Origin of the sequence: Nocardioides sp. AX2bis (genome assembly GCF_902506435.1) — a bacterium.
Classification (GTDB): domain Bacteria; phylum Actinomycetota; class Actinomycetes; order Propionibacteriales; family Nocardioidaceae; genus Nocardioides.
The window spans coordinates 3,385,210-3,408,150 of the sequence record NZ_LR733215.1 but is presented as its reverse complement, the minus strand read 5'-3'; the positions used below and the strand labels follow the sequence as shown (position 1 = coordinate 3,408,150).

The window sequence follows — 22,941 nt, the reverse complement described above, 5'->3', positions numbered from 1 at the left end:
CTACTACTGTGCGGTCAGTGGTTGAGCACTCACTGACACGCCAGGTCGCTACGAACGTCCGCGCCCACCTGGAGCGCCACGCGTGGGACGACGCCGCCGCGGCCCGGGCGCTCGATGTCACCCCGGCGCAGATCCGCGAGCGCCGCGAGGGCACGACACCCTGGACGCTGGTCGAGATCGACACCCTGGCGGTCGCGCTCGGGACGTCGCCCGCGCTGCTGCTGTGCGCCACCCACGTCGACGTCGCGGAGGTCTCCGGGCTGGTGCGGGACCTCGGCCAGGACCTCGACCACGTCCGGGCCCGGGTGGACGACCTGCTGCGCGAGGTCGACGGGCTGCCGGCCGGCTGAGCCGGCGCCGACCCACCGGCCTCAGCGGGCCCGGCGGGGAGCCAGGAGGGCCGCGAGGGTCGCGAGCCCGACCGCCGCGGCCCCGGTGAGCAGCGCCGGGCCGGCCGCGCCGTCGTAGCCGGTGGGGCTGATCTCACCGCCGTTGCCGAGGAAGACCGCCGTGAGCAGGGCGATCCCGAAGGCCACCCCGAACTCCCGGATCGTGGAGTTGGCCGAGCTGGCGATCGCGAAGTCGTCGTCGGGCAGCCCGTCGAGCACCATCGTGGCGCTGGGGGCGAAGGTCAGGCCCATCCCGACGCCGGCCATCGCCAGCGGCACGACGAAGGCCTCGTAGGCGGCGCCGCTCTCGGTGACGACCGCGAACCACGCGAGCGCCGCGGTCTGCAGGCCCAGACCCACCAGCAGCAGGGCCCGCAGCCCGGTGCGGGAGGCCAGCGCCCCGGCGATCGGCGCGACCACCATCGGCGCCGCGGTCCACGGCAGCGTCCGCAGACCGGCCTCGAGCGGGCTGTAGCCCTGCACGACCTGGAGGTACTGCGAGAGCAGGAAGACCGTGCCGAAGACCCCCGTGGTGAAGAGCAGCGCCACGGCGTTGGCCACCGAGAAGCCCCGGGAGGAGAAGAGCCGCAGCGGCAGCACGGCGTACGAGCGCCCGCGCGCCCAGAGCACGTAGGCCGGGACGAGCACGCCCGCGAGGACCAGCGGGACGAGGACACCGGGCGAGCCCCAGCCGTCCTCGTTGCCGTGCACCATCCCCCAGACCCCGGCGAGCACGCCGCCGCCGATCAGCAGCGTGCCGACCGGGTCGAGGCGCTGCCAGGCGCCGCGCGACTCCCCGACCGTCAGCAGCAGGAGCGGGACGGCGACGAGGGCGACCGGCACGTTCAGCCAGAAGATCGCCTGCCAGCTGATGCCCTCGACGACGGCACCGCCGACGACGGGCCCGAGCGCGACCCCGAGGCCGGAGACACCGCCCCAGACGCCGATGGCGACCGGACGCAGCGCCGGCGAGACCGAGGAGGCCAGCAGCGTCAGGGACAGCGGCATGATCGCCGCGGCGCCGAGGCCCTGGACGGCCCGGGCCGCGATCAGCGCCTCCGAGGTCGAGCTCAGCGCAGCAGCGATGGAGGCGAGGGTGAACACGGTCAGGCCGGCGACCATGACCCGGCGCCGACCGAGGCGGTCACCCAGGGTCGCGGCCGGCAGCATGAAGGTGGCGAAGGTCAGCGTGTAGGCGTTGAGGAACCAGGACAGCTGCCCGACGCTCGCGCCGAGGTCCGCGCGGACCACCGGGAGCGCGCTGGTCATCACCAGGTTGTCGAGCGTGGCCATGAACATCGGCAGGGAGGCCGCCACCACCACGAGCCACACCGGGGCGCGGGAGGGACGTCCGGTCGCGACGACGTCGGGCTCGCGCGGTCCGCGCCGTCCGTACGGGGTGTCGAGGAGGGTCATCTGCGTCTCCACTCTAGAAGGCATCGAATGATTACTTGTCTCGACGCTAGGTAATCGACTGATAATCTGTCAAGGGTGACCACCCAGGACGCCGCCCCGGTCCCCCGGATGAGCGCGGCACAACGCCGCGCCCTCGTCCTCGACGCCGCCACGCAGGCCTTCGCGCTCGGCGGGTACCACGGCACCAGCACCGACACGGTGGCCAAGCACGCCGGCGTCTCGCAGCCGTACGTCGTGCGCATCTTCGGCACCAAGCTCGAGCTCTTCCTCGAGGTGTTCGAGCGCGCGATGGGACGGATCGACCGGGCCTTCGCGGAGGTGATCGGCGCCGGCTTCGACCCGGGCAGCGACGAGGACTGGGAGCGGCTCGGGCTCGCCTACGCCGAGCTGATGGCCGACCGGGACCTGCTGATGGTGATGATGCACGGCTTCGCCGCCGGGGGGATCGAGGAGATCGCCGAGCGCAGCCGGGCGTGCATGGGCGCGGTGTTCACCACGCTGCACGACGCCGGCGGCGACGAGGAGCGGATCCGCGACTTCGTCGCCCAGGGGATGCTGATGAACGTGCTGCTCTCGATGCGGGCGCCCGAGCACCTCGACGAGGAGGGTGCCGGGCGGGCCGTCGCACCGTTCACGGTCTGCGCCTTCGGCGACGCCCTGCCGTTCGTGATCGGGCCTGGCGAGGCGTCGTGAGCACGGCCGCCTGACACGACGACGAAGGGCCCCCCGAGCAGCACTGCTGCTGTCGAGGGGCCCTGCGTGGTGGTGGAGCTGAGGGGATTCGAACCCCTGACCTTCTCATTGCGAACGAGACGCGCTACCAACTGCGCCACAGCCCCGGAGCGTCTTGCGACGCGGTGCGAAACGTTAGCACCAGCCGCGGCCGGTGCCGAAACCCGCCCGGGTCAGGAACCGGTGGCGCGCCGCTCGTCGGCGGCGCGGTCCCGCTCGGCACGTTCGGCCTTCTCGGTGCGCGCGGCCTGCTCGGCCTCGCGGGCCAGCGCGCTGTCCGACTCCGACCGGCCCGAGGTCCACACGCCGGTGGAGTCGAGGTCGATGGTGCGCACGGTCCGGGGCGTGGCCACAGCCTTGCCGACGTAGGTCGGCAGCGTGACCGGGACGGGGTCCCACATGCCGGCCTCGGCGGCCGTGCGCACCGACGTGCTCGCACCACCGATGACGGCCGCGACCTCCTGCGTCGGGTCACCGCCGTCGTCGACGACGGGCAGCAGCGGGGAGGGCTTGTCGTAGTCGCCGAAGAAGTCCTCGTCGCGCTCGGCCCGGCGGGCGATCCGCGCCTCGCGGCGCTGGTCGCGCTTCTCAGCCCGGGCGTCCTTGCGCTGCGCACGGCGCAGCTGCGCCTCGGCGGCGCGGCCGGTCTCGACCCGGACCATCATCCGGCAGGCGGTCAGCCAGGCGACGAGCAGCACGACGGGCACCGCGGTCCAGGCCCAGGCGAGCGCACCCGCTGCGGCGAGCAGGACGACGGCGGCCAGGGCACCCAGGACGGCACCGAGCACGCGCCGGCGACGGGCTGCCGCGCGGGCGGCGGCGCGCCGGCGTACGGCGAGCGGCACCTCGCGGCGGGCGGGCTCGGCGGGCTGGTCGACGGGGCGCTCGGCGGGGTGGTCGGCGGGGTGCTCGGCGGCAGGCTCGGCCACGGGAGCGTGGCGGTCCTTGGTCGTGACCGTCGTGGTGGCGGCCGCGCGACCGGGGCTGACGACCAGGCGGCTGTCGCGCGCGCTGACGGCCTCGCGGCGCGCGAGGACCCGCATCGTGGCGGAGAACCGGTCGACCGAACGGCTGCGGGCGACCTCGTCGTGGTGGCGGATCGCCTTCGGGACCAGGTAGACGGCCCAGGCCACCGCGAGGGCCACGAAGATGAGTGCGCTGAGGTCCACGACCTGAGATTAGGAGGGCGGGGCCGGGGCGCCCGGGACCCGCGCCCGTGTGTCGCGTATTGCCTGTGGTGCAGATGTGGTTCGGGGGTCTGGACTTGACGGGCAAGTCTTGAACTTGTCGGCCTTTGCAAAGGCCGACAAGCTCAGAAGTCCCCGGCCGACCGGGGACTTCGCGGTCCTACCCCGACCGCTCCGACCGCTCCCCCGCGACCTCGCGCTCGTAGCGGGCCAGCAGGCCCTCGGGGACGTCCTCGGCGGTGATCGCGTAGAGCCGGTGGTCGCGCCAGTCGCCGTCGATGTGCAGGAAGCGGGGGGCGTAGCCGACCTCGGGGATCCCGAGCTTCTCCACCACCCGCAGCGAGTTGGTGTTCTCCGGGCGGATCGCGACCTCGACGCGGTGCAGCCCGAGCGGGCCGAAGCAGTGGTCGATGGTCATCGCGACGGCACGAGGCATCACGCCGCGGCCCGCGAAGCGCTGGTCGATCCAGTAGCCGACCGAGGCGAACTGCGCCGAGCCGCGCACGACGTTGTTGACCGTCACCTGGCCGGCGAAGGCGCCGTCGACCTCGATCGCGAACGGGAAGGTGGTGCCCTCCCGCGCCTGGCGGTTCATCCGCCTCACGAGCGCGCCGTACGACGCGGGGCGGGTCGATCCACCGGGCGGCACGGTCGCGTCCCAGCGCACCAGCCAGGCCGCGCTGCGACGACGGGCCTCGCGCCAGGCCTCGGCGTCACCGCGGGCCAGCGGTCGCAGCGACACCTGGGGGTCGCGGCCCGAGCGGAGGCGTGCCGGCCAGGCCCGCCCGGCGCGGCCGTAGGCCCCCGGGCCGTTCAGTGGTCGCTCCCGACGACCTGCTCGGCGGCGTGGACCAGGACCGGCGCCAGCACCGCGAGCCCGTCCTTCACCCCGCCCCGCGAGCCGGGGAGGTTCACCACGAGCGTGTGCCCCACGACGCCGGCCAGGCCGCGGGACAGGATCGCGGTCGGCACGCCCTGGGCGACGCCGTGGGCACGGATCGCCTCGGCGATCCCCGGCACCTCGTGGTCCAGCAGCGCGCGGGTCACCTCGGGCGTCCGGTCGGTGGGGGTCAGCCCGGTGCCGCCGGTGGTGAGCACGACGCGTACGCCGGCCCCCGCCGCGGCGCGCACGGCCTCCCCGACGGGCTCGCCGTCGGGCACCACCACGGGCGCCCCGACGGCGAAGCCGAGGTCGCGCAGGGCGTCGACGATCAGCGGGCCGGTGGTGTCCTCGTAGACCCCGGCCGCGGCCCGGTTGGAGGCGACCACGACGGCGGCGCCGAGGGACCCGCGCGGCTGCACCTGCGGGTGGCTCGTCGGGTGGCTCACCGCGACCAGTCCCCGGACCGGCCGCCGCTCTTGGTCTCCACGCGCACGTCGGTGATCACCGCGGCCTTGTCGACGGCCTTGACCATGTCGACCAGGGTGAGCGCGGCCACCGACACCGCGGTCAGGGCCTCCATCTCGACGCCGGTCCGGTCGGTCGTCCGGACGGTGGCGCCGATCTCGACGGCGTCGTCGAGGACCTCGAGGTCGACGGTGACCCCGGAGATCGCCAGCGGGTGGCACAGCGGCACCAGGGTCGGGGTGAGCTTGGCGCCCATGATCCCGGCGACCCGGGCGACCCCGAGCGCGTCACCCTTCGGGACGCCCTCGCCGCGCAGCAGCCCGACGACCTCGGCGGAGACCAGGACCCGGCCGGAGGCCCGGGCGGTCCGCGTGGTGACGTCCTTGGCGCTGACGTCGACCATCCGCGCCGCGCCCTGCTCGTCGACGTGCGTCAGGCGTGCCGGCCCCTGCTCGTTCACAGCCCCTCCTCGGGACGGGTCAGCCGGACGACCTGCACGGTGGACCCGGGCTCGAGGACGGTGACGTCCTCGGGGACCACGATCAGCGCGTCCGCCGCGGCGAGGTCGCCGACCAGGTGGGATCCGGAGCCGCCGACCGGCGAGACGCTGAGGGCGACCTCGAGGCCGTCCTCGCGGACGCTGACCGTGCCGCGCAGGAACTGCCGCTTCTCGGGCGGCGAGGTGACCCGCTCGGTGAGCGTGGCGTCCACCAGCGGCCGGCTGACGGGCTCGAGCCCCATCATGGTGCGCAGCGCGGGGCGCACGAACAGCTCGGTGGAGATGTAGGCCGACACCGGGTTGCCCGGCAGCGTGAAGATCGGCAGGCCGTCGACGTGGCCGAAGCCCTGCGGCTTGCCCGGCTGCATCGCGACCGGACCGAACCACACCGTGCCCAGCGGGCGCAGCGCGGCCTTCACCACGTCGAAGTCGCCCTGGCTGACCCCGCCGGAGGTGATCACCGCGTGCACGCCGCCCTCGTCGTTCAGCCGGGCGAGCACGTCGAGGAACGCCCGTGGCTCGTCGGCCACCAGCCCCAGCCGCAGCGCGGTGGCGCCGGCGGCCTCGACGGCCGCCGCCAGCAGGTAGGAGTTGCCGTCGTAGATCGCGTCGTCGGGCAGGTCCCCCAGCGCGGTGGACGGGTCGCGCAGCTCGGTCCCGGTCGAGAGCACCGCCACGACGGGACGGGGTCGTACGGGCACCGTGGCGATGCCGCAGGAGGCGAGCAGGCCGAGGTGGCGGGGGCCGAGACGGGTGCCGGCGGCGACCAGGAGGTCGCCCTCGGTGACGTCCTCCCCCGCACCCCGCAGGTGCGCGCCGACCGCGGGTGCGCGGGTGATCCGGACCGTGGTCGCGCCGCGGTCGGTCCACTCGTAGGGCACGACCGCGTCGGCGCCGTCCGGCACCGGGGCGCCGGTCATGATCTTGACGACCTCGCCGGGCGGCACGACCCGGGTGGTGGCCTGGCCGGCCCCGACCTCACCGGCCACCCGCAGCTCGACCGGCGCGGCCTCACCGGGGCTGCCGAGGTCGGCGGCGCGCACGGCGTAGCCGTCCATCGCGGAGTTGGTGAACCGCGGCAGGCTCAGCGGCGCGACCTGGTCCTCGACGAGGACGAGGTCGCGGACCTGGTCGAGCGGCAGGCGTACGGGCGCCAGCGGCCCCACGGTCGCGAGCACCTGCGCGAGGTGCTCCTCGACGGTGATCGGCCCCCCGGTCCCACCGGGCCCACCGGCCGCACCGCCGCCCTGCTCAGCCACTGCGGGTGCCGGTCAGGACCTCGTCGGCCTCGACCCGGCGACCGGTGCCGCCCTCGAGCGCGACGTCGCCCTGGACCCGGACGCCGCGCCCGAAGGTCCAGTCGCCGTCGATCCGCAACGAGGTGGCCTCCTTCAGCGACGGGGCACCCTCGGGGAAGTGCTTGTCGAACTGGCCGACCAGCTTGTAGTGGTCGCCGTCGAGCTCGATGAACGGCACCTCGGCGACCGGGTCGAGCACGAAGTCCTGGCCGATCTCGTAGACGTCCGAGCGCAGCACCAGCAGGTCGTTGGTCGTCTTGACCGGCACGAACCGCTCGCGGCCGACCTCGATCAGCCGGGCGCCCTCGAAGACCTCGATCGCCGCGCCCATCGCGGTCTCGACCTGGACGACCTCGGGGCTGGACTTGTCGCCGGGGTCGACGTTCTTGACGTTGCGGATCAGCGGCAGGCCCAGGATGCCGTCGCGCGCGTCGAGGGCCTCCTTCATGGCGTGGGTGTCGAACCACAGGTTGTTGGTCGAGCAGAACCGGTGGCGGTCCAGGTCGGCGAGGGCCTTCGCGTCCTCGGGCAGGGTCTGCGCGCTCTCACGGAGCACGATCCGGCCGTCGGCCTTGCGGCGCGCGAAGTGACCGCCCTTGCGGTCCGAGGCGGTGCGGCGCACGGCCTCGATCGCGAAGGGCGCGCCGGACTGGGCGAACCACCCGGCGACGCGCGCGTCGGGCACGGCGCCGAGGTTGTCGGAGTTCGAGACGAAGACGTAGCGGTAGCCCTGGTCGATCAGGTCCTGCAGCAGGCCCGTGCCGCGCAGCGCGGTGTAGATGTCACCGTGCCCCGGCGGGCACCACTCGAGGTCCGGGTCGGCGTCCCAGCTGACCGGGCTCAGGTCCTTGGTCAGCAGCTTGGGCTCCTTGTTCTGCAGGAACTCCAGCGGCAGCCCGTCGACGGCGAGGTCGTCGTAGCGCTTCAGGGCGGCGAGGGTGTCGGCGGAGGTGCGGAACGAGTTCATCATCAGCAGCGGCAGCGGTGCGTCGTACTCCGAGCGCAGGTGCAGCACCTGCCGGGCGATGATGTCGAGGAACGACAGCCCCCGGCGCACGCACAGCAGCGACTTCGCGCGGTCCATGCCCATCGAGGTGCCGAGGCCGCCGTTCAGCTTGATCACCGCCGTGCGGCGGACCGCCTCGCGCGCGGCCTCCTCGTCGACCTCGACGTCGTCGAGCCGGTCGATGTCGACGGGGTCGATCGTGGACTCCGGCACCATCCCGGTCTCGCCGTGCTCGAGGAGACGGAAGTAGTGCGCGAAGGTCTCCACCGCGACCTCGTCGACGCCGGCCCCGGCCATCTTGGCCAGGGCCTTCTTCAGTGCTGGGCTACCCATGCGCCTGATCGTAGGCTCGTGCGGTGGCCGGTCCGCAACCTCCTCCCCACGAGCCGTCCCCGCCCTCGGCGGCGCCGGCCAAGCTCGCGCTGCGCGACCAGGTCCTCGAGGGGCGCCGCCGACGCCCGCTCGCGTCCCTCGTCGAGGACGCCCGCGCGACCGCGGCGCACCTGCTCGACACCCCGGAGGTACGCCGGGCGGTGACCGTCGCGGCGTACGTCGCCGTGGGCACCGAGCCGGGCACCTCGGCCCTGCTGAACGCCCTCCTCGCCTCCCGCAAGCGGGTGCTGCTGCCGCTCCTGCAGGCCGACGGCGACCTGGACTGGGCCTCGCACACCGGCGAGAGCCAGCTCTACCCCGCCCGCCGTGGCCTGCTCGAGCCGCTCGGGGAGCCGCTCGGCCGTGATGCCGTGGCCGGCGCCGACGTGGTCCTGGTCCCCGGCCTCGCGGTGGACGACACGGGCCTGCGCCTGGGTCGCGGCGGGGGGTCGTACGACCGGGCGCTGGCGCGGGTGCCGGTCGGCACGCTGACCTGCGTGCTGCTCTACCCCGACGAGGTGGGCCGCTCCGTGCCGGGCGAGGCCCACGACCGGAGGGTCGGTGCCGTCGCGACCGCCGACGGGGTGCACCGCTTCCCCCGCGCCCCGGGCTAGTCCGGTCCCGGCTCCAGGACCAGCACGTCCTCGGCGTCCGCGGTGACGGCCTCGCGGCTGAACGGCCAGGACAGCAGCTCGCCGGCCGCCCACGGGCCGAGCTGGTCGTCGTAGTGCGGGCTGGTCGGGTGACCCGAGACGCCGCCGAGGGTGACCCACCCGGAGGCGTCGAGGTCACCGAGGTCGACCACCATCCGCATCGACGGGGCGGTGGTCACCTGCCACGGGGCGTCGCCCGGCTCCTCGTCCGGGGCGGCGGCGTCCCAGTCCGTGGCCTCCACCGCGGCGCCCGACCCCCCGGTCGGCGGGCCGGTGCGGTCCAGGAACGCGCGGGCGGCGTCGTTGCCCCACAGCGGCCCGGTGGCGGCCTCGAGGTCGAGCACGTGGGCGCGGCCCCAGGTCCACTCGTCGGCCTCGAAGGCCTGCCGTGAGGTCAGGTCGTCCCGGGCGTCCAGCAGCGCCGCGCGGAGCACGTCGTCGCGCGACTCGATGACGTCCTCGGTGCCCAGGTCGTCCCACCACGGCGAGTCCGGCTCGTCGAGCAGCCGGTCGACCACCGCGACCCAGCGCGCGCCGCCGTCGGGACGGACGGCCGGGGGCAGCTCGTCGTCGAAGGCACCGGCCAGCAGGGACCTCCACACGGCGTTGAAGTAGGCGGCCGCCCCGCTGGTCGGGGGCTGCGTCCCGTCCCACGTCGCGAGCAGCCGCTGCCCGTCGGAGGCGTAGCCGCCGGGCAGGTCGACGGCGAGCAGCAGCGGCACGAGGCTGCTGGCCAACGGGTGCAGGTCGTCGCCCTGGATCGCGGACATGTCCTGCGGGGACACGCCGCTCCCGTCCGCCAGCGCCACGTCGAGCCGCTCGGCGATCCGCGCCGCCCGGTAGCCCGGGTCCGGTGCGGTGGTCAGGAGGGTCGGGTAGCGGGCCCCGGCCGCCGCCTGGTTGGCCGCGACCAGCACCCCGCCCTCGGGGTCGACCACGCTCGGCAGCCCGGCGGCCGGCACGTCGCGCCCGGTCCAGTCGGTCTCCGCGCGCCACCCGGCGACCGGCAGCGACCCGTCGTTGCCGCTCTTGCGCACCGGGATCGCGCCCGCGGCCTGGAAGCCCACGCGCCCCGTGGTGTCGGCGTAGACCATCCCCAGCGCGGGCAGGGTGAAGCGGGCCGCGGCCGCGCGGAAGTCCTCCCAGCCGGTGGCCCGGTCCAGGGCCAGGATCGCGTCGGCGGTGGTGCCGGGCTCGAGACCGGTCCAGCGCACCGCCACGGCGTGGTCCCCGGGACCCGCGACGTCGGCCACCGGGCCCAGGACGTCGCTGAGCAGCGGGCCGTGCCGGGTGGAGCGCACCTCCACCTCGACGTCCTCCCCACCGGCGACGCGGATCCGCTCGCGGCGCACCCGCAGCGGCAGCGACTCACCCTCGTAGCGGTAGGTGTCGCCCTCGACGCGCTCCAGGAACAGGTCGGTGACGTCGGCACCCAGGCTGGTCACGCCCCACGCCACGTCGGCGTTGTGCCCGACCACGACCCCCGGCACCCCGGGCAGGCTGGAGCCGGCCACGTCGTACGGACAGGCCGCGCTGACCTCCCGGCAGTGCAGGCCGACCGGCATCCACACCCCGGGCAGGGTGGCGTCGAGGTGGGGGTCGTTGGCCAGGAGCGGCTCCCCGGTCGTGGAGTGGTCCCCGTCGACGACCCAGGCGTTGGAGCCGCGCCCGGCGCCGCTGGCCACCCACGACGGCAACCGGTCGAGGGCCGCGTCGGTGCGGCGGAGCTGGTCCAGGACACCGGGGTCCCCCAGCGGCTCCCCGGAGGGCCGGTCGACGGAGCGGTGGGTGGGCCGGTCGAGGGGCCCGTACGGCGGGCGCAGCGGGTTGCGGGTCCCGCCGGTGACCGCGTCCTGCTCGAAGACGCCGTCCACCAGCGCTCCCTGGTCGACCACAGGGTCGGCCACCGCGGTCGGGGGGAACAGGTCGTCGACCACGGCCTCCCCGACGGCCGCGGTGGTCAGCGCCCGGTCGACCTCGGCGTCGAGGTCGCCACCGATCTCCCAGGCCACGGTCTTGAGCCAGGCCAGCGAGTCGGTCTCGCTCCACGGCTCGGGGGTGTAGCCGACCCCGCCGAGCCCGAGCAGCGTGTACTCGGCGGCGACCTCGGAGGTGCCGCGGGCCTCGAGGTAGGCGTTGACGCCGGCGGCGTAGGCCGCCAGCGCCGCCCGGGTCTCCGGCTCGACCAGGGCCAGCTCCTCGCGCGCGGTGCGCGCCCAGCCCAGGGTGCGGGCCAGCCGGTCGCCCGGGACCGCGCCGGCACCGAAGAGCTCGGCGAGGCGGCCCTCGGCCACGTGGCGCCGCACGTCCATCTGGAAGAACCGCTCGGAGGCCGTGACCCAGCCCTGGGCCCGCATCAGGTCCTCGGTGGTGTCGGCCCAGACCTGCGGCACGCCGTGGGAGTCGCGCAGGACCTCGACGTCACCGGACAGGCCGGGCAGCACCTGGGCGCCCTCGGTCGGCGGCAGCGGCCGTCGGGCGACCGTCACGACGAGGACCAGGCCGACGACGAAAGTCAGCACGACGCCGAGCACGACCCAGGAGGTGACCCGCGCGGCGGGCGGCCAGCCGAGGACCGTACGGCGGGCCCGGGCGAGCGCTCCCGGCCGGGGCGCCGTGGTGGTCTCGTCGGCCATGGTGGTGCCCATCATGCCGTGCGGCCCCTGTCGTAGGATTGGCAGTCGGGGCGCGCGAGTGCCAGACGGCCCCGGAGAGAACGAGGAGACCCCGTGCCGACCTACCAGTACGCCTGCACCGAGTGCGGCCACCGCTTCGAGCAGGTGCAGAGCTTCTCCGACGACGCGCTGACCGAGTGCCCGCAGTGCCAGGGCCGGCTGCGCAAGCTGTTCAACGCCGTCGGCGTGGTCTTCAAGGGCTCCGGCTTCTACCGCAACGACAGCCGCGAGGCCGCGGGGAAGAACGGGTCCTCCACGTCCGCGGGCGCGACCGGTGAGAAGTCGGGCGAGAAGTCCGGCGCCGCGTCCGGCGACAAGGGGGCCGGCACGTCCTCGGACAAGCCGGCCGAGAAGGCGTCCGAGAAGAAGCCGGCCGCCGGCGGGGGCGACAAGCCGTCCTCCCCCGCGAGCACCGGCGGGTCCGCCAAGACCGGCTGACGTCCACAGGACGGTGCTCGGGGGCACTGCTCCCCAGGCGTGGCCGGAGTCCCGCCCCGGCCGGGCGGTGACACCTAGCGTCGCGACGTGCCCCGACGACCTCCGACGACCACTCCGGCCGGCCCTGCGCCTCCGGCCCTGCCGTGGCGCCTGCGGCTGCGCCGCGCCCACCGGGTCGCCCGTCGCGTGCTGCTGGCCCGGCGACGACTGCTCGCCGCGGTGCTGACCGGGCTCGCCGTGCTGGCCGCCGTCCGCGCCGTCGCGCCGGTGCCGGCCCCGACCGCCGGTGTGGTCGTCGCCGCGCGTGACCTGCCGGCGGGCTCGACCGTCACCGCCGACGACATCGAGGTACGCACGGTCGCCGCCGCGCTGGTCCCGCCGGGCACCGGGCCGCCGGAGCCGGCGGCCGTGGTCGGCCGGGTCGTCGCCGGCCCCGTCGGCGTGGGCGAGCAGCTCGCGGCGACGCGCCTGGTCGGCGAGGAGCTCGCCGACGCGGGCCCGGGGCGTACGACGCTGCCCGTCCGGCTCGCCGACGCGGCCGCCGCCGACCTGCTCCGGGTGGGCGACCGGGTCGACCTCGTCGCCGCCGACCTGCAGGGCGGCCCCGGCGCCTCGGGCTCCCCGGTCGCCACGGGCGTCGACGTCCTCGCCGTCCCGGCGGTCGGGGCCGGCACGGGCGACCCGGTGGGCGCGGGCGGCGCGACGCCGCCCGGCTCGCTGGTGGTCGTGGCCGTCGACCCTGAGGAGGTGGGTGCGCTCACGCAGGCCTCCGCGGCGGGGTTCGTCACCTTCACCTGGCAGGCCCCCTAGCCTGGGGATGCCTCTCACCGGGGAGGCCCCTAGCCTGGGGAGACCTGTCTACCAACGCCGAGGAGCACCATGTCCGGGTTCAAGAACTTCCTGCTGCGGGGCAACCTGGTCGACCTGGCCGTCGCGGTGATCATCGGCACGGCCTTCGGTGCCGTCGTCACCACCTTCACCAACTGGCTGACCGAGCAGCTGCCCGAGAGCACCAGCGAGTACTTCTCCAACCAGCCGAACAGCCTCGGCGCGTTCCTGAACGCCGTCGTCTCGTTCATCATCCTGGCCGCGGTCGTCTACTTCTTCGTGGTGCTGCCGTACACCAAGGCCAAGGAGCGCTACTTCCCCAGCCCGCCGGCCGGCACGCCCGAGGACGTCGAGCTGCTGCGCCAGATCCGCGACCTGCTGGCCGGTTCCGGCCCGGGCGAGACCGGTGCCGTCGGCGGGAGCCACGCCGGACCGCCTGCCTGACCTGAGCCTGACGGTCCCCCCGCACCGCGACGGCTCAGCCGCCGTGATGCGGGGGAACCTGTGCGCGGAGCCAGTCGTCCGCGCCACGGTCCTCCGTGGCGTCGCCGCGCTCGTCGCTCGTCGTGTCGGGCAGGACGTCACCGAACACGGCGTCCAACCGGCGGCGACGCTCGGCCGGCGTCTCCTGCCGGCTCCGGTCGCTCGGGCGGTCAGGCACAGAGACCGGCCGCCTCCAGCTGGGCCTCGCGCTCGGGGTCGACCTGCGGCGAGGCCGAGGCGCCGTCCGACGGGCTCGCCGAGGTCCCGTCCGAGGGGCTCGCGGACTCGTCGCTCGAGGTGCCCGGCACGCTGTCGGCGCTGATCACGGTGTCGTCCTCGAGTCGGCGCGACAGCGGCTCGTCGGCGGCGATCGAGTCCCACACGTCGGCGGCCTCGGGGGTCCACACGACGCGTCCCTCGAACCCGGGGCGGGTGTCGTACTCGAACGGGACGGTGCTGAACCGGATGTTGGAGAGCCCGATCCCGCTGAAGCCGAGCCCGATCCGGCCGATCTTGAGCACGTTGGACAGGCCGGGGTCGACGGTCAGCGACTCGGTCGCGGCGTCCAGGAAGCCGACGAGCTGGTCGAGGCGGGCCAGCATGCCGCCGGAGACGACCTTGTTGGCCATCGCGGCGATGAAGGCCTGCTGCCGCTTGATCCGGCCGATGTCGGAGCCGTCGCCGAGGGTGTAGCGGGCCCGGACGTAGTTCAACGCCTCGTAGCCGGAGATCTCCCGCGTGCCCGCGGGGATGTTGATGCCGTGGGCGGGGTCCTCGATGTCCTCGGGGATGCAGACCTCGACGCCGCCGATGGCGTCGACCATGTCGCGGAACCCGTTGAAGTCCACGACCACGAAGTGGTCCACGAAGACACCGCTGAGCTGCTCGAACTGCTGCACGGTGCACAGCGGGCCGCCGACGGTGAAGGCCTCGTTCCACATCACGTCGGTCTCGGCGGGCAGCGTGTCGCCGTCGTCGGTCTTGCACTGCGGCCGGTCGACGATGGAGTCCCGCGGGATGCTGATGCCGTAGGCGTTCTCACGGTCCGCCGAGAGGTGGAACAGCAGGGTGGTGTCCGAGCCGCCCGCGCCGGACTCGTTGTCGATCGCGTTGCCCTCGCCCTCGCGGGTGTCGGAGCCCATCACCAGGATGTTCAGCGGCTCCTGGGGCACGTCGTCGATCGCCTTCGCGGGGCGGTCGGTGAGCTGGTCACCGGGATCGAGCACCGTGAGGTTGTCGTTGAGGTGGCGGTAGAGGAAGACCACGCTGAGGCCGGTCACCATCGCCACGACCACCAGGGAGGAGATCAGCACCTTGGCGATCGTGTGTCGGCGGCTGGTGCGGGCCCGACGACGCCCGTGCGGCGACTCGGCGGGCGTGGGTTCGGCCATGGTGGGACGTCCTCGGGGCTCGGTCAGGAGCACTCAGTGTTGCCGACGCCCGCCCCGGTTCCAAATGTCGGTCAGGGGCGGGCGGCGGCCCTGATCACCAGCGGACGGTCGTGACCGGCACGGTGTGGTCGGTGATCTTGTTGATCACCGGGCCGTCGGCGTAGCGGAAGCCCGACCAGCGGAAGGGCTTCGAACCGAAGATCCAGTCGATGCGCATCCCGCTCGGCGGGTTGCACCGGCCGTTGCGGGTGCCCCCGCCCATCGGGGAGTCGAGGGCGGTGTTCTTCACGGTGCGGCAGAACACGGTGCGGCGCGAGTTCATGTCGCCGGTGAGCAGCACCGGCGGCTGGGAGCGCTGCAGCCGCTGCACGTTCTTGATCATCCGCGCCATCCCGACCCGGCGCTCCCGCTTGGCCTGACGGTTCGAACCGTTCTGGAGGTGCACCGAGACCACCCACAGCCGGCGGCCGCTGTCGCGGTTCTTGAGCATCACCATCGGCTGCTCGCGACTGTTGCCGTAGTTGAACGGGATGGTGAAGCGCTGGCCGCGCACGAACTTCCACTTCGAGGTGCGCCACACGACCGACTGCGCGGTCTCGGTGTCCGAGGAGGACTTCCGCGGCGGCCACGAGGCGAAGGTGCCGCCCTGGGTGAGCACGCGGATCTGGTCGCGCTGCGCCTCGGTCATGCCGATCACCGAGCTGCCCTCGCTGATCAGCCACTTCTTGGCCATCCGAGCGCGCTTGACGCCGGAGGCGTACCCGCCGGGACCCGTGGTGTGGAACGAGCCGAGGATGTTGAACGAGGCGGCCTTGAAGCTGCCACGCTTGCGCGCGGCGAGGTCGTCGGCCGCGGCCGACGACGGGGCGACCACCGGTACGGCGGTGCCGGCGGTCGCGGGCGGGCTGGCCGAGGCGGTGGGCGACGCCGCGCCGGTGGTGAGCACCAGCGCGGCCGTGACGGCACCCGCGAGGGCGACCAGGGAGGCGCGGGACGCGCGCAGTCGGCGTCGGGGGGAGAGCGGGAGCATGAGTGGATCCGTCCTGAGCGGGGGGCGGCGGGCCGGACTAGACAATCACGGGTCGGCCAGAGCTGGCGACACGGCAGAGGCACCGAATCCGCCCCGACGGCGGGCCCGTGCGCGCCTGCACCGATCAGCGTCGGCCCCTCGTCGGCCTGCCGCCTTCGTAGGGTTCGTGGACCGTGGTCGGCATGGTGTCGAGGTCGGCGACGTCGATCCGGTGGTGACGGCGGGCCAGCATGCGTTGCTGTGTGACGTCGTCGGCGCTGCCAGGGTCGGTGGTGTCGTTGCCGTCCATGCCGACGAGCCAGACGAGGCCGCGTCCATGACCGGGGTTGATGCGCGCGTGCTCGACGTCGTCGCGCACCAGCGCGACCGCGTAGGTGAGGACGTCCCCGGCCTGGCGTTGGGCCCAGTCGATGACCTGGAGGACGTCTGCACCGGTGATGTCGTAGGTGTCGGTCCAGCCGTAGGTCTCCGTGCCTCCGCTGCCGTGGAGGTACACCCGGAACCTGGGGTGGCCGTCCTCCCACGACGAGTCCCGTTCGTCGACCGGGACGATCCCGGGACCCGGGTCGCCGGTGCCACCCGGAACCCGGAAGGTGAGCGTCGCGACGTCGTCGGGCCGGACCAGGCTCCCGCCCCGGACGACGGACACCACCTCAGAGGCGATCACCTCGCCTCCGTCGGTGTAGCACACCTCGACCGTGTCTCCGTGCGGCTCGGTGAGCTCCCAGACGAAGAACGGCCCACCCGGGGCGTCCTGCATCCCGTACCCGCCGAGACTCTCCAGTCGCGTCCCAGCACCGACGTCGAAGACTGCGACATGGTCCTTGGCCGCCCGTATGACAGCACCGGGACCGGACATCCCGAACCGGATAGTGAGATGCCCACCCTCGACGACCGGCATGCCTTCCCGGCGGATGCTGATGGCGCCGACCAGCGCCTCGAAGTCCGCCGGGTCGCTGGTCACGGGCCGAGCCTAGGGCGGGCAGTCGCCCACCGCCCCTGGGTTCGAGCACGAGACTCGCCCGCCGGGCCGACCCCTGCAGGCGCCGCAGACGACACTCACCAGCAGGGACGACGCCGCATCCACCCCGTCGACGCCCCGTGGCAGGATTCGGTCGGATCGTCGAGCGTCCTCACCAGGGAGCTCGACACGTCCCGCCCCAGTAGCTCAGCGGATAGAGCAGCCGCCTCCTAAGCGAAAGGTCGCAGGTTCGACTCCTGCCTGGGGCACAGTTCACGCTGGTCACCTCGCGACGAGACATTGTCCGAACCGGTACTCCCCACTTTGCTCCCTACTTTCAACCCCAAAGCGGAACCGTCTGCGCCGCGACCACGTCAACGACCGCTCCAGCCTCGCGCTCCGCGAGCCGATCCCGTACTGGCACGCTCCGCGAGCCGATCGGCTACTGGTCACCCATCGGTGTCTAACCTCTGACAAGCGACCGCGCGATCAGAACTGTCGTCCTGGGTTTACGACGTGAGGAGTTGTCGTGAGTACGGCGGGAGGTCGGGCAGCGTCGCGATCCCGGCACGGTGGTCAGCAGTCGATCGCGAGAAACCGGCGCAACGCCTCAGCGCCCTCAAACACAACGTCGCTGTCCGGTCGTACGTAGGTGGCCGGCGTGACCACCACGCGCTGTTCATCGACGCCGATTTCGCCTTGGCGCGTGTGCTGCACGATCCGGCGCTGGCCGTTCTCGAGATAGCCGGTTTTACGGCTCACAGCCGCCGAGGCTCGGTTGCCGACGATGAAGCCGGAACCGCACTCCAGAGCGCCGAGCTCGTCGAAGGCGAACCCGACCACGAGTTGACGCATCAAGGTGCCGGTGCCTTGTCCATGGTGGGCCAGACCGAGCCAGGAGCCTGTTTCGACATGACGCGTGAGCGCGAAGTTCCGAGCGTTCAGGTCCTGCATGCCGACGAGCTCACCGTCTCGACGCACGGTCAGTGCCAGGCGCCAGTGCGCGGGCGCGAACTGGGCTCGCTGTGTCCACCACCAGGCCAGCGACGTCGTGGGGAACCCGTCAGGTGTGCCGGGGGCGAACGGCTGTTGATGCCAGTCATGGAGAAAGGGCATGGGCTGTTCGGGCGGCTGAACGCCACCTCCGACCAGGTCGACGAGCTCGGGGAGGTCGTCGTCACGCAGGACTCGGAGCTCGATGGGGCCGCTGGTGACACGTAGTCCGAACGGGGGAAAGATTTCCTCGAGTGAGAGCACGCCCGATTCTCTCCGCGGGAGTGGGTCTAGTGACAACGGGTTTCGCAAGCGTCGGTCCTGTCGACTTAAGGCGTGATGGCTGCCCTCGTGGCCGGTAGTCACTCCCCACGCGGCGTGCCGATACGGGATGGGCCGCGGAGCGTGCCGGTACGGGATCCTGCCTTGGTACACGCAGGCGGCGTGACACGTGTGCGCGGCCACATCCCGACACAACTCCGTCGGCCGAGGGGCCGCGACCTATCCGCCGTCCCGGTCCCGTGCCGCCAGTTGCTGCCATGGCCCGGCCGACCACGCTTTCTCGACGATCGTGTTCTGTCGATGTTTGCGTCCGTACAACTGCTGCTTGAGCGCGACGCCAGCACCCACTGGCCAGGGATGTTCCTCTCGCTCAGCGCGCGCATCGAGAATGACCTGACCAGGAGTCACGTCCTTTACCGTCACCCAGTGCTCAATCTCTCCCGCCGAAGCCACACCGATAGGAAAGTCGGGGCGCTCGCGGTCGAGCAGCGGTCGATGGAATGCGCTATTGAGGACGTGGAAGTCTTCAAGGGTCACGAGCAGTCCGACGCGCGGGCGATCGCGTGGGATGTGAGCGAATGCCGGGTGGTGTTCGTCGATGAGCCGGTCTGCTCGCTCGATCTGCTTGACCCCCTTGCTGAGCATCCGCTTCAACTCTACGTGTGCGTCTTCATTGCCGGCGCGGACGGCGGCTGTGGGCCGAACGGACTTCACCTCGACGAGGACGATCACCTCGGGGAGGGTGACGATGAAGTCGACGGTCTCGTGTTTGTCACGACCGTAGGTAAACCCGGGCTCGATCACGTCCGTGCCGAGGAGGCGCAGGTGCGAGCCGACGTAGGGTTCGAACAGGTCGCCGAGATCATCGGCGAAGGCCTTGCCCCAATGTTCGACCCCGGCGTAATAGAGGCCGAGCGGGCTGAGGCGCCGCACGATCAGCCCGGGAACGGGGATGAGCCAGTCCTCGTGGACCCCCCTTACTACGGGCCGGCTCAGCAGCGCGTTGTGCCCGTACCTGCGCCAAATTGACGGACGTGGTCTTGCGTTCTGGGCTGCGAACTCTGAGGCGTCGATGACGTAGTTGCGGTTCCAGGCGGTCCGCAAGAGATCGGGGTCGATGACGTCGCGGATGAAGTCGAAGTTGGGCTGGTCGAGCCATCTGGGATTGAACCTGCCCTGATTTGGCTTCGCTGCGAAGTGCAGCATCTCACCTGCGGCGATGTAGCTGACGAGATCGACTCCGAGGAGCTCGGTGTCCCATCCGTCGCGGACGACCCGCAGGGGTCGCCTTGGCTCGGTAAACTTGAAGAGCGCGAGGGCGCGTGTCATCTCGTGGCGGGCCGGCAATTGATACTCGAGCTGCTCACACATCCTCAGGAAGAACCCGGCCACGGGTCCGTTGAAACCCTTGACCATCTCTGGGTCGTCAAGTTCGTTGTAGGCGTCGTTGCACGCGATCAAGTCCTGAAATGTCGCGTGTTTTCGATGCTCATTGCTGTAGGCAAGGCTGACCCGGGCGATTTCCGCGAGGGCCCATGGCGAACCGAACCCGCGCTGCCCATTCTTCATCCAATCGTCCGACAGAATTCGCGTCGATGCGAACTGGGCGATTAAGGGCAGCAGCGCGCTCGGTTTGTGCCGGCGCACACGGGCAATGAAGTCCTCATCCCTCATCTGGACATCTTGACCGACGGCGCCGACAGTCCGTGGGCCAGCGCAGCTGGGCGGTGTCAGGGCAACTCGGCTACTCCATCACCCGGCGAAGGCGGCCAGTGCCCCGACGAACTCCAACGGAACGCTCCAGGGGACGTCACGCGGCGCGCGCCACAAGACGAAGGGCTGCGGGATGTCGCTTCTCGGGAGTCATTCTCCTCGCTCACTGTGCGCAGACCGAGTCACCTTGGACGGGCGGGCCTGGGACAGAACGTCCACGCGGTGCCCGCAACATCCCAGGCGGCACTACCGTGATCTCCATGGATTCCACGAATCAGCCAATTCGCGGTCTCACCTTCGGTTCTGCGGCCGCAGGATATGACAGGTACCGACTCGGATATCCAGCACAGATCGTCGATCAAGTCGTTAGCCATGCGACGCGGCCCGTGCGGTCCGCCCTCGAGATCGGTGCGGGTACCGGTAAGGCCACCCGTCTGTTCGCAGCAGCAGGTCTCGAGGTGACCGCACTCGAACCGGACCCGGCGATGCTTGCCCAGCTCGAGAGCAACATCAGCGGCGACGTTCAGACGCTCCTGGACACTTTCGAGAGCGCCGACCTTCACGGCCACTTCGACCTCGTCTACGCAGCCGCGGCACTGCACTGGACCGACCCAGCAACCCGCTGGCCGAAGATCGCTGCCCTGTTGTCACCCGGGGGTGTCGTCGCCTCGTTCGGTGGACCGCTCCACATCGCCGACGAGCAGCTGAGCGAAGAGGTCAGGCGGGTACGCGAGCCCTACGTCGCCGACGACGACATCCCCAGCCCCGATGGGACCCCTGCCGATGCAGAACTTCAGTGGCCGGGGACCGAGATGGCCGCCTCGGACTGGTTCACCGACGTCAACCAGGTCGTGATCGAGCGGCGGGCAACGATCGCCGCCGGAGAGTTCATAGGCCATCTATCGACCATCTCGGCCTACCTCGTCCTCCCCACCGACCAGCGGAGCGAGGTCCTCTCCGTGATCAGCTCTGTGCTGCCCGACCATCTCGATCTCGTCGCCGACATCACCGTGCACCTCGCCCGGCGGTCTGAAGTCGAATAATCGCTCGCTGTTGAACAGGTACGCAGGGTGCCGGCGACCGTGTCATTCGCGAGGACCACAGCCCTCGACGGCGTCACATCGCCTCCACCACAGCGGAACCGTCTGCCGCCGTGACCATCTCAACGACCGCTCTAGCCTCGCGCTCCACGAGCCAATCCGCCTGCGGACCCCCGACGGCATGATGGGTCTGTGCCGAAAATCCAGACCGTACGCCGCTGGATGCCCGCCGATCTCGATCAGATCTGTTGGGTACATTCCCGCAGTCGGCAAGAGGCATACGCCGGGCTGGGGCGGCCGATGCCCTCGCCCGAGTGACGCCCGAGCAGCAGGCGACGGTGTGGAGGGCGCGCCTCGCCGGCCTGCCCGAGCAGCACGCGGGGATCGTCGTCGAGCACGACGGTGTTGTCGTCGGGTTTGCACTCGCCCAGCTCGGCCCAGAGTCGGACGCGGAACTCAATGCGATTCACGTTCTTCCCGAACAACAGGGCACTGGAGCGGGGCAGGCCTTGATGAATGCGGTTATCGACGCCTTCTGCCAGTGGGGGGTGGTCGAAGCGCGCCTGCACGTGATCGAGGGAAACGAACGCGCTCAGGCCTTCTACCGGCGCAACGGGTGGCGCGTGTGCGGGCCGGCTGGCTCGCACGAAGTCGGTGGCGCCGTTGTCCCGATCCTGGAGTACCGCCGCGTCGTCGCGTGACACGGCTGGCACAGCGCCCGAGAACGCCAAGTGCCCAATAACGATCGGCTCGCGGTGTCGGGAATCGGCCACCGTCGCGAGGCAGTCACCCCACGACGCAGAGCTCGTTGCCCCCGGGGTCCGCCATGCCTACCCCGTCCGCGCAGCCGGCGTCGACGCGACTGGCCCCTAGCGCCGACAAGCGCTCTACTTCGGCAGCGGTGGTTGAGGGGGCGGAAGGCGTGAGATCGAGATGGAGACGGTTCCTGCCGAACTTGGGCGCTACCGGCTCGCCACCCCAGGTGAGCTTCGGGCCTCCAGTGGGTGCCTGCACCGCGGTCTCGCCGTCCTGGTCCCAGACGAGGCTCCAGCCCAGCGCATCGCGCCAGAAGTAGCCGACCTCTGCCAGGCCGTCGCCGGCCAACGAGCTGAAGAACGGGCAGCCGGCGAGGAAACTGCCCCCGGGTTCGAGGATGCACAGCTCGTTACCGTCAGGGTCGGCCAGGACGACCTGCTCGGCGTCCGGGCCCTGGCCGACATCCAGGTGCCGTGCGCCCAGCTCGAGCGCGTGATGGACCGTGGACGCCTGCTCGTGGAGCGACGTCGGTCTCAGGTCGGGATGCATCTGGTTGGGACCCCACTTCTCGGCGGCACCAGCAACGAACCGCAGACCGAATCCCACCTCCGACAGCGCCAAGAGGGACGGTGCGCCCCGTTCGATCGTGACGGCCTGGCCGAGCAGGCCGCCCCAGAACCCGGCAAGACCCTCCGGATCGGGTGAGACGACGGTCAGGGCGATCAACTCACACACCATGACTGCCATTCTCCGGCGCGCTCGCGCCGCGTCAATCGAGTATCCGGGGCAGCCGGCGCGCCGACCGGCACAGGACACAGCGGTCGTCGGGCGGAGCCCGCAGCGCGGCAACGGTGGACGTCCCCTGTCGGAGGTCCGTGCTGTCGTAGACGTATGCATGAAGTCGTCGTCGGCGCGCTGGTTCGTGGGGGTCGGGTCCTCCTCGTGCATCGGCTGCCGGACAAGCGTGCCTACCCTGACGTGTGGGACCTGCCCGGTGGGGTTGTCGAGCCCGCCGAGTCGGAGCTGGCCGCCCTCACGCGGGAGCTGCACGAGGAGCTCGGCGTGTGGATCTCGACGGACTCTGCGTCTCATCTGTGTCGGGTGACCGCAGGGCCCGCGGAGGAGCCGGTGCTCCTGAGTGCTTGGCTGGTGCGTGACTGGCAGGGAACGCCAGCGAACGTCGCTCCCGAGGAACACGACGACCTCGGGTGGTTCGGCCTCGACGAGCTGCCTCCTCCCGCCCACGAACTCGTTCGCACGGCCCTGACGAACGCGACACGAAGCCACCACAGCTGATCCGACGCGCGGCACCAGCGTGGGACCGCGCCCCGGCCGGGCGGAAGACGTCCCGGTGCCCTAACGGCGTCCGGTGACTGTCGAGCGGGGCGTTCGAGCACTCCACTTACGCCGGAAACACCTCCAGGGCCAGGCACCCACCTGAATCCCGCCGG

Annotated in this window: 23 protein-coding genes and 2 tRNA genes; 10 read left to right on the top strand and 15 right to left on the bottom strand. The window is 72.0% G+C overall.

Annotation, left to right across the window (positions count from 1 at the left end):
* The first annotated feature begins 17 nt into the window (after positions 1-17).
* Positions 18-350, top strand: coding sequence for a helix-turn-helix domain-containing protein (locus GV155_RS16375; RefSeq protein WP_160009681.1), 333 nt, complete (start codon positions 18-20; stop codon positions 348-350).
* 21 nt (positions 351-371) lie between these two features.
* On the opposite strand, the gene GV155_RS16370 is transcribed toward GV155_RS16375, so the two are convergent.
* Complete coding sequence (locus GV155_RS16370) at positions 372-1,805, bottom strand: DHA2 family efflux MFS transporter permease subunit (protein ID WP_160009679.1); 1,434 nt, start codon at positions 1,803-1,805, stop codon at positions 372-374.
* 75 nt (positions 1,806-1,880) lie between these two features.
* Between GV155_RS16370 and GV155_RS16365 the strand changes: the two genes are divergently transcribed.
* A complete protein-coding gene (locus GV155_RS16365) occupies positions 1,881-2,498 on the top strand; it encodes a TetR/AcrR family transcriptional regulator (RefSeq protein ID WP_236554375.1) in 618 nt (205 codons plus the stop codon).
* Positions 2,499-2,568: 70 nt separating this feature from the next.
* On the opposite strand, the gene GV155_RS16360 is transcribed toward GV155_RS16365, so the two are convergent.
* From GV155_RS16360 to GV155_RS16330, 7 genes are all read right to left on the bottom strand, one after another.
* Positions 2,569-2,644 (bottom strand) — tRNA-Ala (locus GV155_RS16360).
* A 66-nt stretch (positions 2,645-2,710) separates the two neighbouring features.
* The gene (gene sepX / locus GV155_RS16355; RefSeq protein ID WP_160009677.1) at positions 2,711-3,706 is read right to left on the bottom strand and encodes a divisome protein SepX/GlpR; all 996 of its coding nucleotides are present in this window, start codon (positions 3,704-3,706) and stop codon (positions 2,711-2,713) included.
* A gap of 178 nt (positions 3,707-3,884) precedes the next feature.
* Positions 3,885-4,466 carry a GNAT family N-acetyltransferase gene (locus tag GV155_RS16350; RefSeq protein WP_236554374.1) on the bottom strand — a complete coding sequence of 194 codons (582 nt, stop codon included), beginning with the start codon at positions 4,464-4,466 and terminating at the stop codon, positions 3,885-3,887.
* A 71-nt stretch (positions 4,467-4,537) separates the two neighbouring features.
* On the bottom strand, positions 4,538-5,053 hold the full coding sequence (locus GV155_RS16345) for a MogA/MoaB family molybdenum cofactor biosynthesis protein (RefSeq protein WP_236554373.1): 516 nt from the start codon (positions 5,051-5,053) through the stop codon (positions 4,538-4,540).
* Positions 5,050-5,532, bottom strand: coding sequence for a cyclic pyranopterin monophosphate synthase MoaC (gene moaC / locus GV155_RS16340; protein WP_160009675.1), 483 nt, complete (start codon positions 5,530-5,532; stop codon positions 5,050-5,052). Before moaC ends, GV155_RS16345 begins: the two co-directional genes overlap by 4 nt.
* Positions 5,529-6,830: a molybdotransferase-like divisome protein Glp gene (gene glp, locus GV155_RS16335; RefSeq protein WP_201300207.1), complete on the bottom strand. Its 1,302-nt coding sequence runs from the start codon at positions 6,828-6,830 to the stop codon at positions 5,529-5,531. Before glp ends, moaC begins: the two co-directional genes overlap by 4 nt.
* Entirely contained in the window at positions 6,823-8,208 is a 1,386-nt protein-coding gene (locus GV155_RS16330; RefSeq protein ID WP_160009673.1) for a UTP--glucose-1-phosphate uridylyltransferase, read from the bottom strand. The genes glp and GV155_RS16330 overlap by 8 nt, the downstream gene beginning before the upstream one ends.
* 23 nt (positions 8,209-8,231) lie before the next feature.
* Here GV155_RS16330 and GV155_RS16325 point away from each other — a divergent pair, with 23 nt between their 5' ends.
* Entirely contained in the window at positions 8,232-8,861 is a 630-nt protein-coding gene (locus GV155_RS16325) for a 5-formyltetrahydrofolate cyclo-ligase (protein WP_236554372.1), read from the top strand.
* Here the strand turns inward: GV155_RS16325 and GV155_RS16320 are convergent.
* Positions 8,858-11,551 carry a penicillin acylase family protein gene (locus GV155_RS16320; RefSeq protein ID WP_201300206.1) on the bottom strand — a complete coding sequence of 898 codons (2,694 nt, stop codon included), beginning with the start codon at positions 11,549-11,551 and terminating at the stop codon, positions 8,858-8,860. The two genes, GV155_RS16325 and GV155_RS16320, sit on opposite strands and share 4 nt — an antisense overlap.
* A gap of 78 nt (positions 11,552-11,629) precedes the next feature.
* Here GV155_RS16320 and GV155_RS16315 point away from each other — a divergent pair, with 78 nt between their 5' ends.
* The 3 genes from GV155_RS16315 (at position 11,630) to GV155_RS16305 (ending at position 13,285) form a co-directional block, all read left to right on the top strand.
* Entirely contained in the window at positions 11,630-12,013 is a 384-nt protein-coding gene (locus GV155_RS16315) for an FmdB family zinc ribbon protein (protein WP_160009671.1), read from the top strand.
* Between the two features lie 87 nt (positions 12,014-12,100).
* On the top strand, positions 12,101-12,823 hold the full coding sequence (locus GV155_RS16310; RefSeq protein ID WP_160009669.1) for an RcpC/CpaB family pilus assembly protein: 723 nt from the start codon (positions 12,101-12,103) through the stop codon (positions 12,821-12,823).
* Between the two features lie 69 nt (positions 12,824-12,892).
* Positions 12,893-13,285 carry a large conductance mechanosensitive channel protein MscL gene (locus GV155_RS16305; RefSeq protein WP_160009667.1) on the top strand — a complete coding sequence of 131 codons (393 nt, stop codon included), beginning with the start codon at positions 12,893-12,895 and terminating at the stop codon, positions 13,283-13,285.
* 209 nt (positions 13,286-13,494) lie between these two features.
* On the opposite strand, the gene GV155_RS16300 is transcribed toward GV155_RS16305, so the two are convergent.
* The 3 genes from GV155_RS16300 to GV155_RS16290 form a co-directional block, all read right to left on the bottom strand.
* Entirely contained in the window at positions 13,495-14,715 is a 1,221-nt protein-coding gene (locus tag GV155_RS16300; protein WP_160009665.1) for an LCP family protein, read from the bottom strand.
* Between the two features lie 94 nt (positions 14,716-14,809).
* On the bottom strand, positions 14,810-15,745 hold the full coding sequence (locus GV155_RS16295) for an endonuclease/exonuclease/phosphatase family protein (protein WP_160009663.1): 936 nt from the start codon (positions 15,743-15,745) through the stop codon (positions 14,810-14,812).
* A 124-nt stretch (positions 15,746-15,869) separates the two neighbouring features.
* Entirely contained in the window at positions 15,870-16,709 is an 840-nt protein-coding gene (locus GV155_RS16290) for a hypothetical protein (protein WP_160009661.1), read from the bottom strand.
* 193 nt (positions 16,710-16,902) lie between these two features.
* Here GV155_RS16290 and GV155_RS16285 point away from each other — a divergent pair.
* Positions 16,903-16,975, top strand: a tRNA-Arg gene (locus GV155_RS16285).
* A gap of 307 nt (positions 16,976-17,282) precedes the next feature.
* Here the strand turns inward: GV155_RS16285 and GV155_RS16280 are convergent.
* Together GV155_RS16280 and GV155_RS16275 are read right to left on the bottom strand one after the other, a co-directional pair.
* Positions 17,283-17,963, bottom strand: coding sequence for a GNAT family N-acetyltransferase (locus GV155_RS16280; RefSeq protein WP_160009659.1), 681 nt, complete (start codon positions 17,961-17,963; stop codon positions 17,283-17,285).
* Between the two features lie 237 nt (positions 17,964-18,200).
* Positions 18,201-19,655, bottom strand: a complete 1,455-nt coding sequence (locus tag GV155_RS16275; protein ID WP_160009657.1) for a hypothetical protein — start codon at positions 19,653-19,655, stop codon at positions 18,201-18,203.
* A 299-nt stretch (positions 19,656-19,954) separates the two neighbouring features.
* Here GV155_RS16275 and GV155_RS16270 point away from each other — a divergent pair, with 299 nt between their 5' ends.
* On the top strand, positions 19,955-20,737 hold the full coding sequence (locus GV155_RS16270) for a class I SAM-dependent methyltransferase (RefSeq protein WP_160009655.1): 783 nt from the start codon (positions 19,955-19,957) through the stop codon (positions 20,735-20,737).
* A 311-nt stretch (positions 20,738-21,048) separates the two neighbouring features.
* Positions 21,049-21,435 (top strand): GNAT family N-acetyltransferase, encoded by a 387-nt coding sequence (locus GV155_RS16265; RefSeq protein WP_160009653.1) that lies wholly within the window; start codon positions 21,049-21,051, stop codon positions 21,433-21,435.
* Positions 21,436-21,520: 85 nt separating this feature from the next.
* Here GV155_RS16265 and GV155_RS16260 read toward each other — a convergent pair whose 3' ends face one another.
* On the bottom strand, positions 21,521-22,225 hold the full coding sequence (locus GV155_RS16260; protein WP_236554508.1) for a VOC family protein: 705 nt from the start codon (positions 22,223-22,225) through the stop codon (positions 21,521-21,523).
* 156 nt (positions 22,226-22,381) lie between these two features.
* On the opposite strand from GV155_RS16260, the gene GV155_RS16255 reads away from it, so the two are divergent.
* Positions 22,382-22,786 carry an NUDIX domain-containing protein gene (locus GV155_RS16255; protein WP_160009649.1) on the top strand — a complete coding sequence of 135 codons (405 nt, stop codon included), beginning with the start codon at positions 22,382-22,384 and terminating at the stop codon, positions 22,784-22,786.
* The last annotated feature ends 155 nt before the right edge of the window (positions 22,787-22,941 follow it).

Excerpts from the sequence above, each read along its gene's own strand:
- GV155_RS16370 (WP_160009679.1), bottom strand. The coding sequence starts at position 1,805 with ATGACCCTCCTCGACACCCCGTACGGACGGCGCGGACCGCGCGAGCCC.
- GV155_RS16330 (WP_160009673.1), bottom strand. The coding sequence starts at position 8,208 with ATGGGTAGCCCAGCACTGAAGAAGGCCCTGGCCAAGATGGCCGGGGCC.
- GV155_RS16320 (WP_201300206.1), bottom strand. The coding sequence starts at position 11,551 with ATGATGGGCACCACCATGGCCGACGAGACCACCACGGCGCCCCGGCCG.
- GV155_RS16305 (WP_160009667.1), top strand. The coding sequence starts at position 12,893 with ATGTCCGGGTTCAAGAACTTCCTGCTGCGGGGCAACCTGGTCGACCTG.
- GV155_RS16300 (WP_160009665.1), bottom strand. The coding sequence starts at position 14,715 with ATGGCCGAACCCACGCCCGCCGAGTCGCCGCACGGGCGTCGTCGGGCC.
- GV155_RS16295 (WP_160009663.1), bottom strand. The coding sequence starts at position 15,745 with ATGCTCCCGCTCTCCCCCCGACGCCGACTGCGCGCGTCCCGCGCCTCC.
- GV155_RS16275 (WP_160009657.1), bottom strand. The coding sequence starts at position 19,655 with ATGAGGGATGAGGACTTCATTGCCCGTGTGCGCCGGCACAAACCGAGC.
- GV155_RS16270 (WP_160009655.1), top strand. The coding sequence starts at position 19,955 with ATGGATTCCACGAATCAGCCAATTCGCGGTCTCACCTTCGGTTCTGCG.
- GV155_RS16255 (WP_160009649.1), top strand. The coding sequence starts at position 22,382 with ATGCATGAAGTCGTCGTCGGCGCGCTGGTTCGTGGGGGTCGGGTCCTC.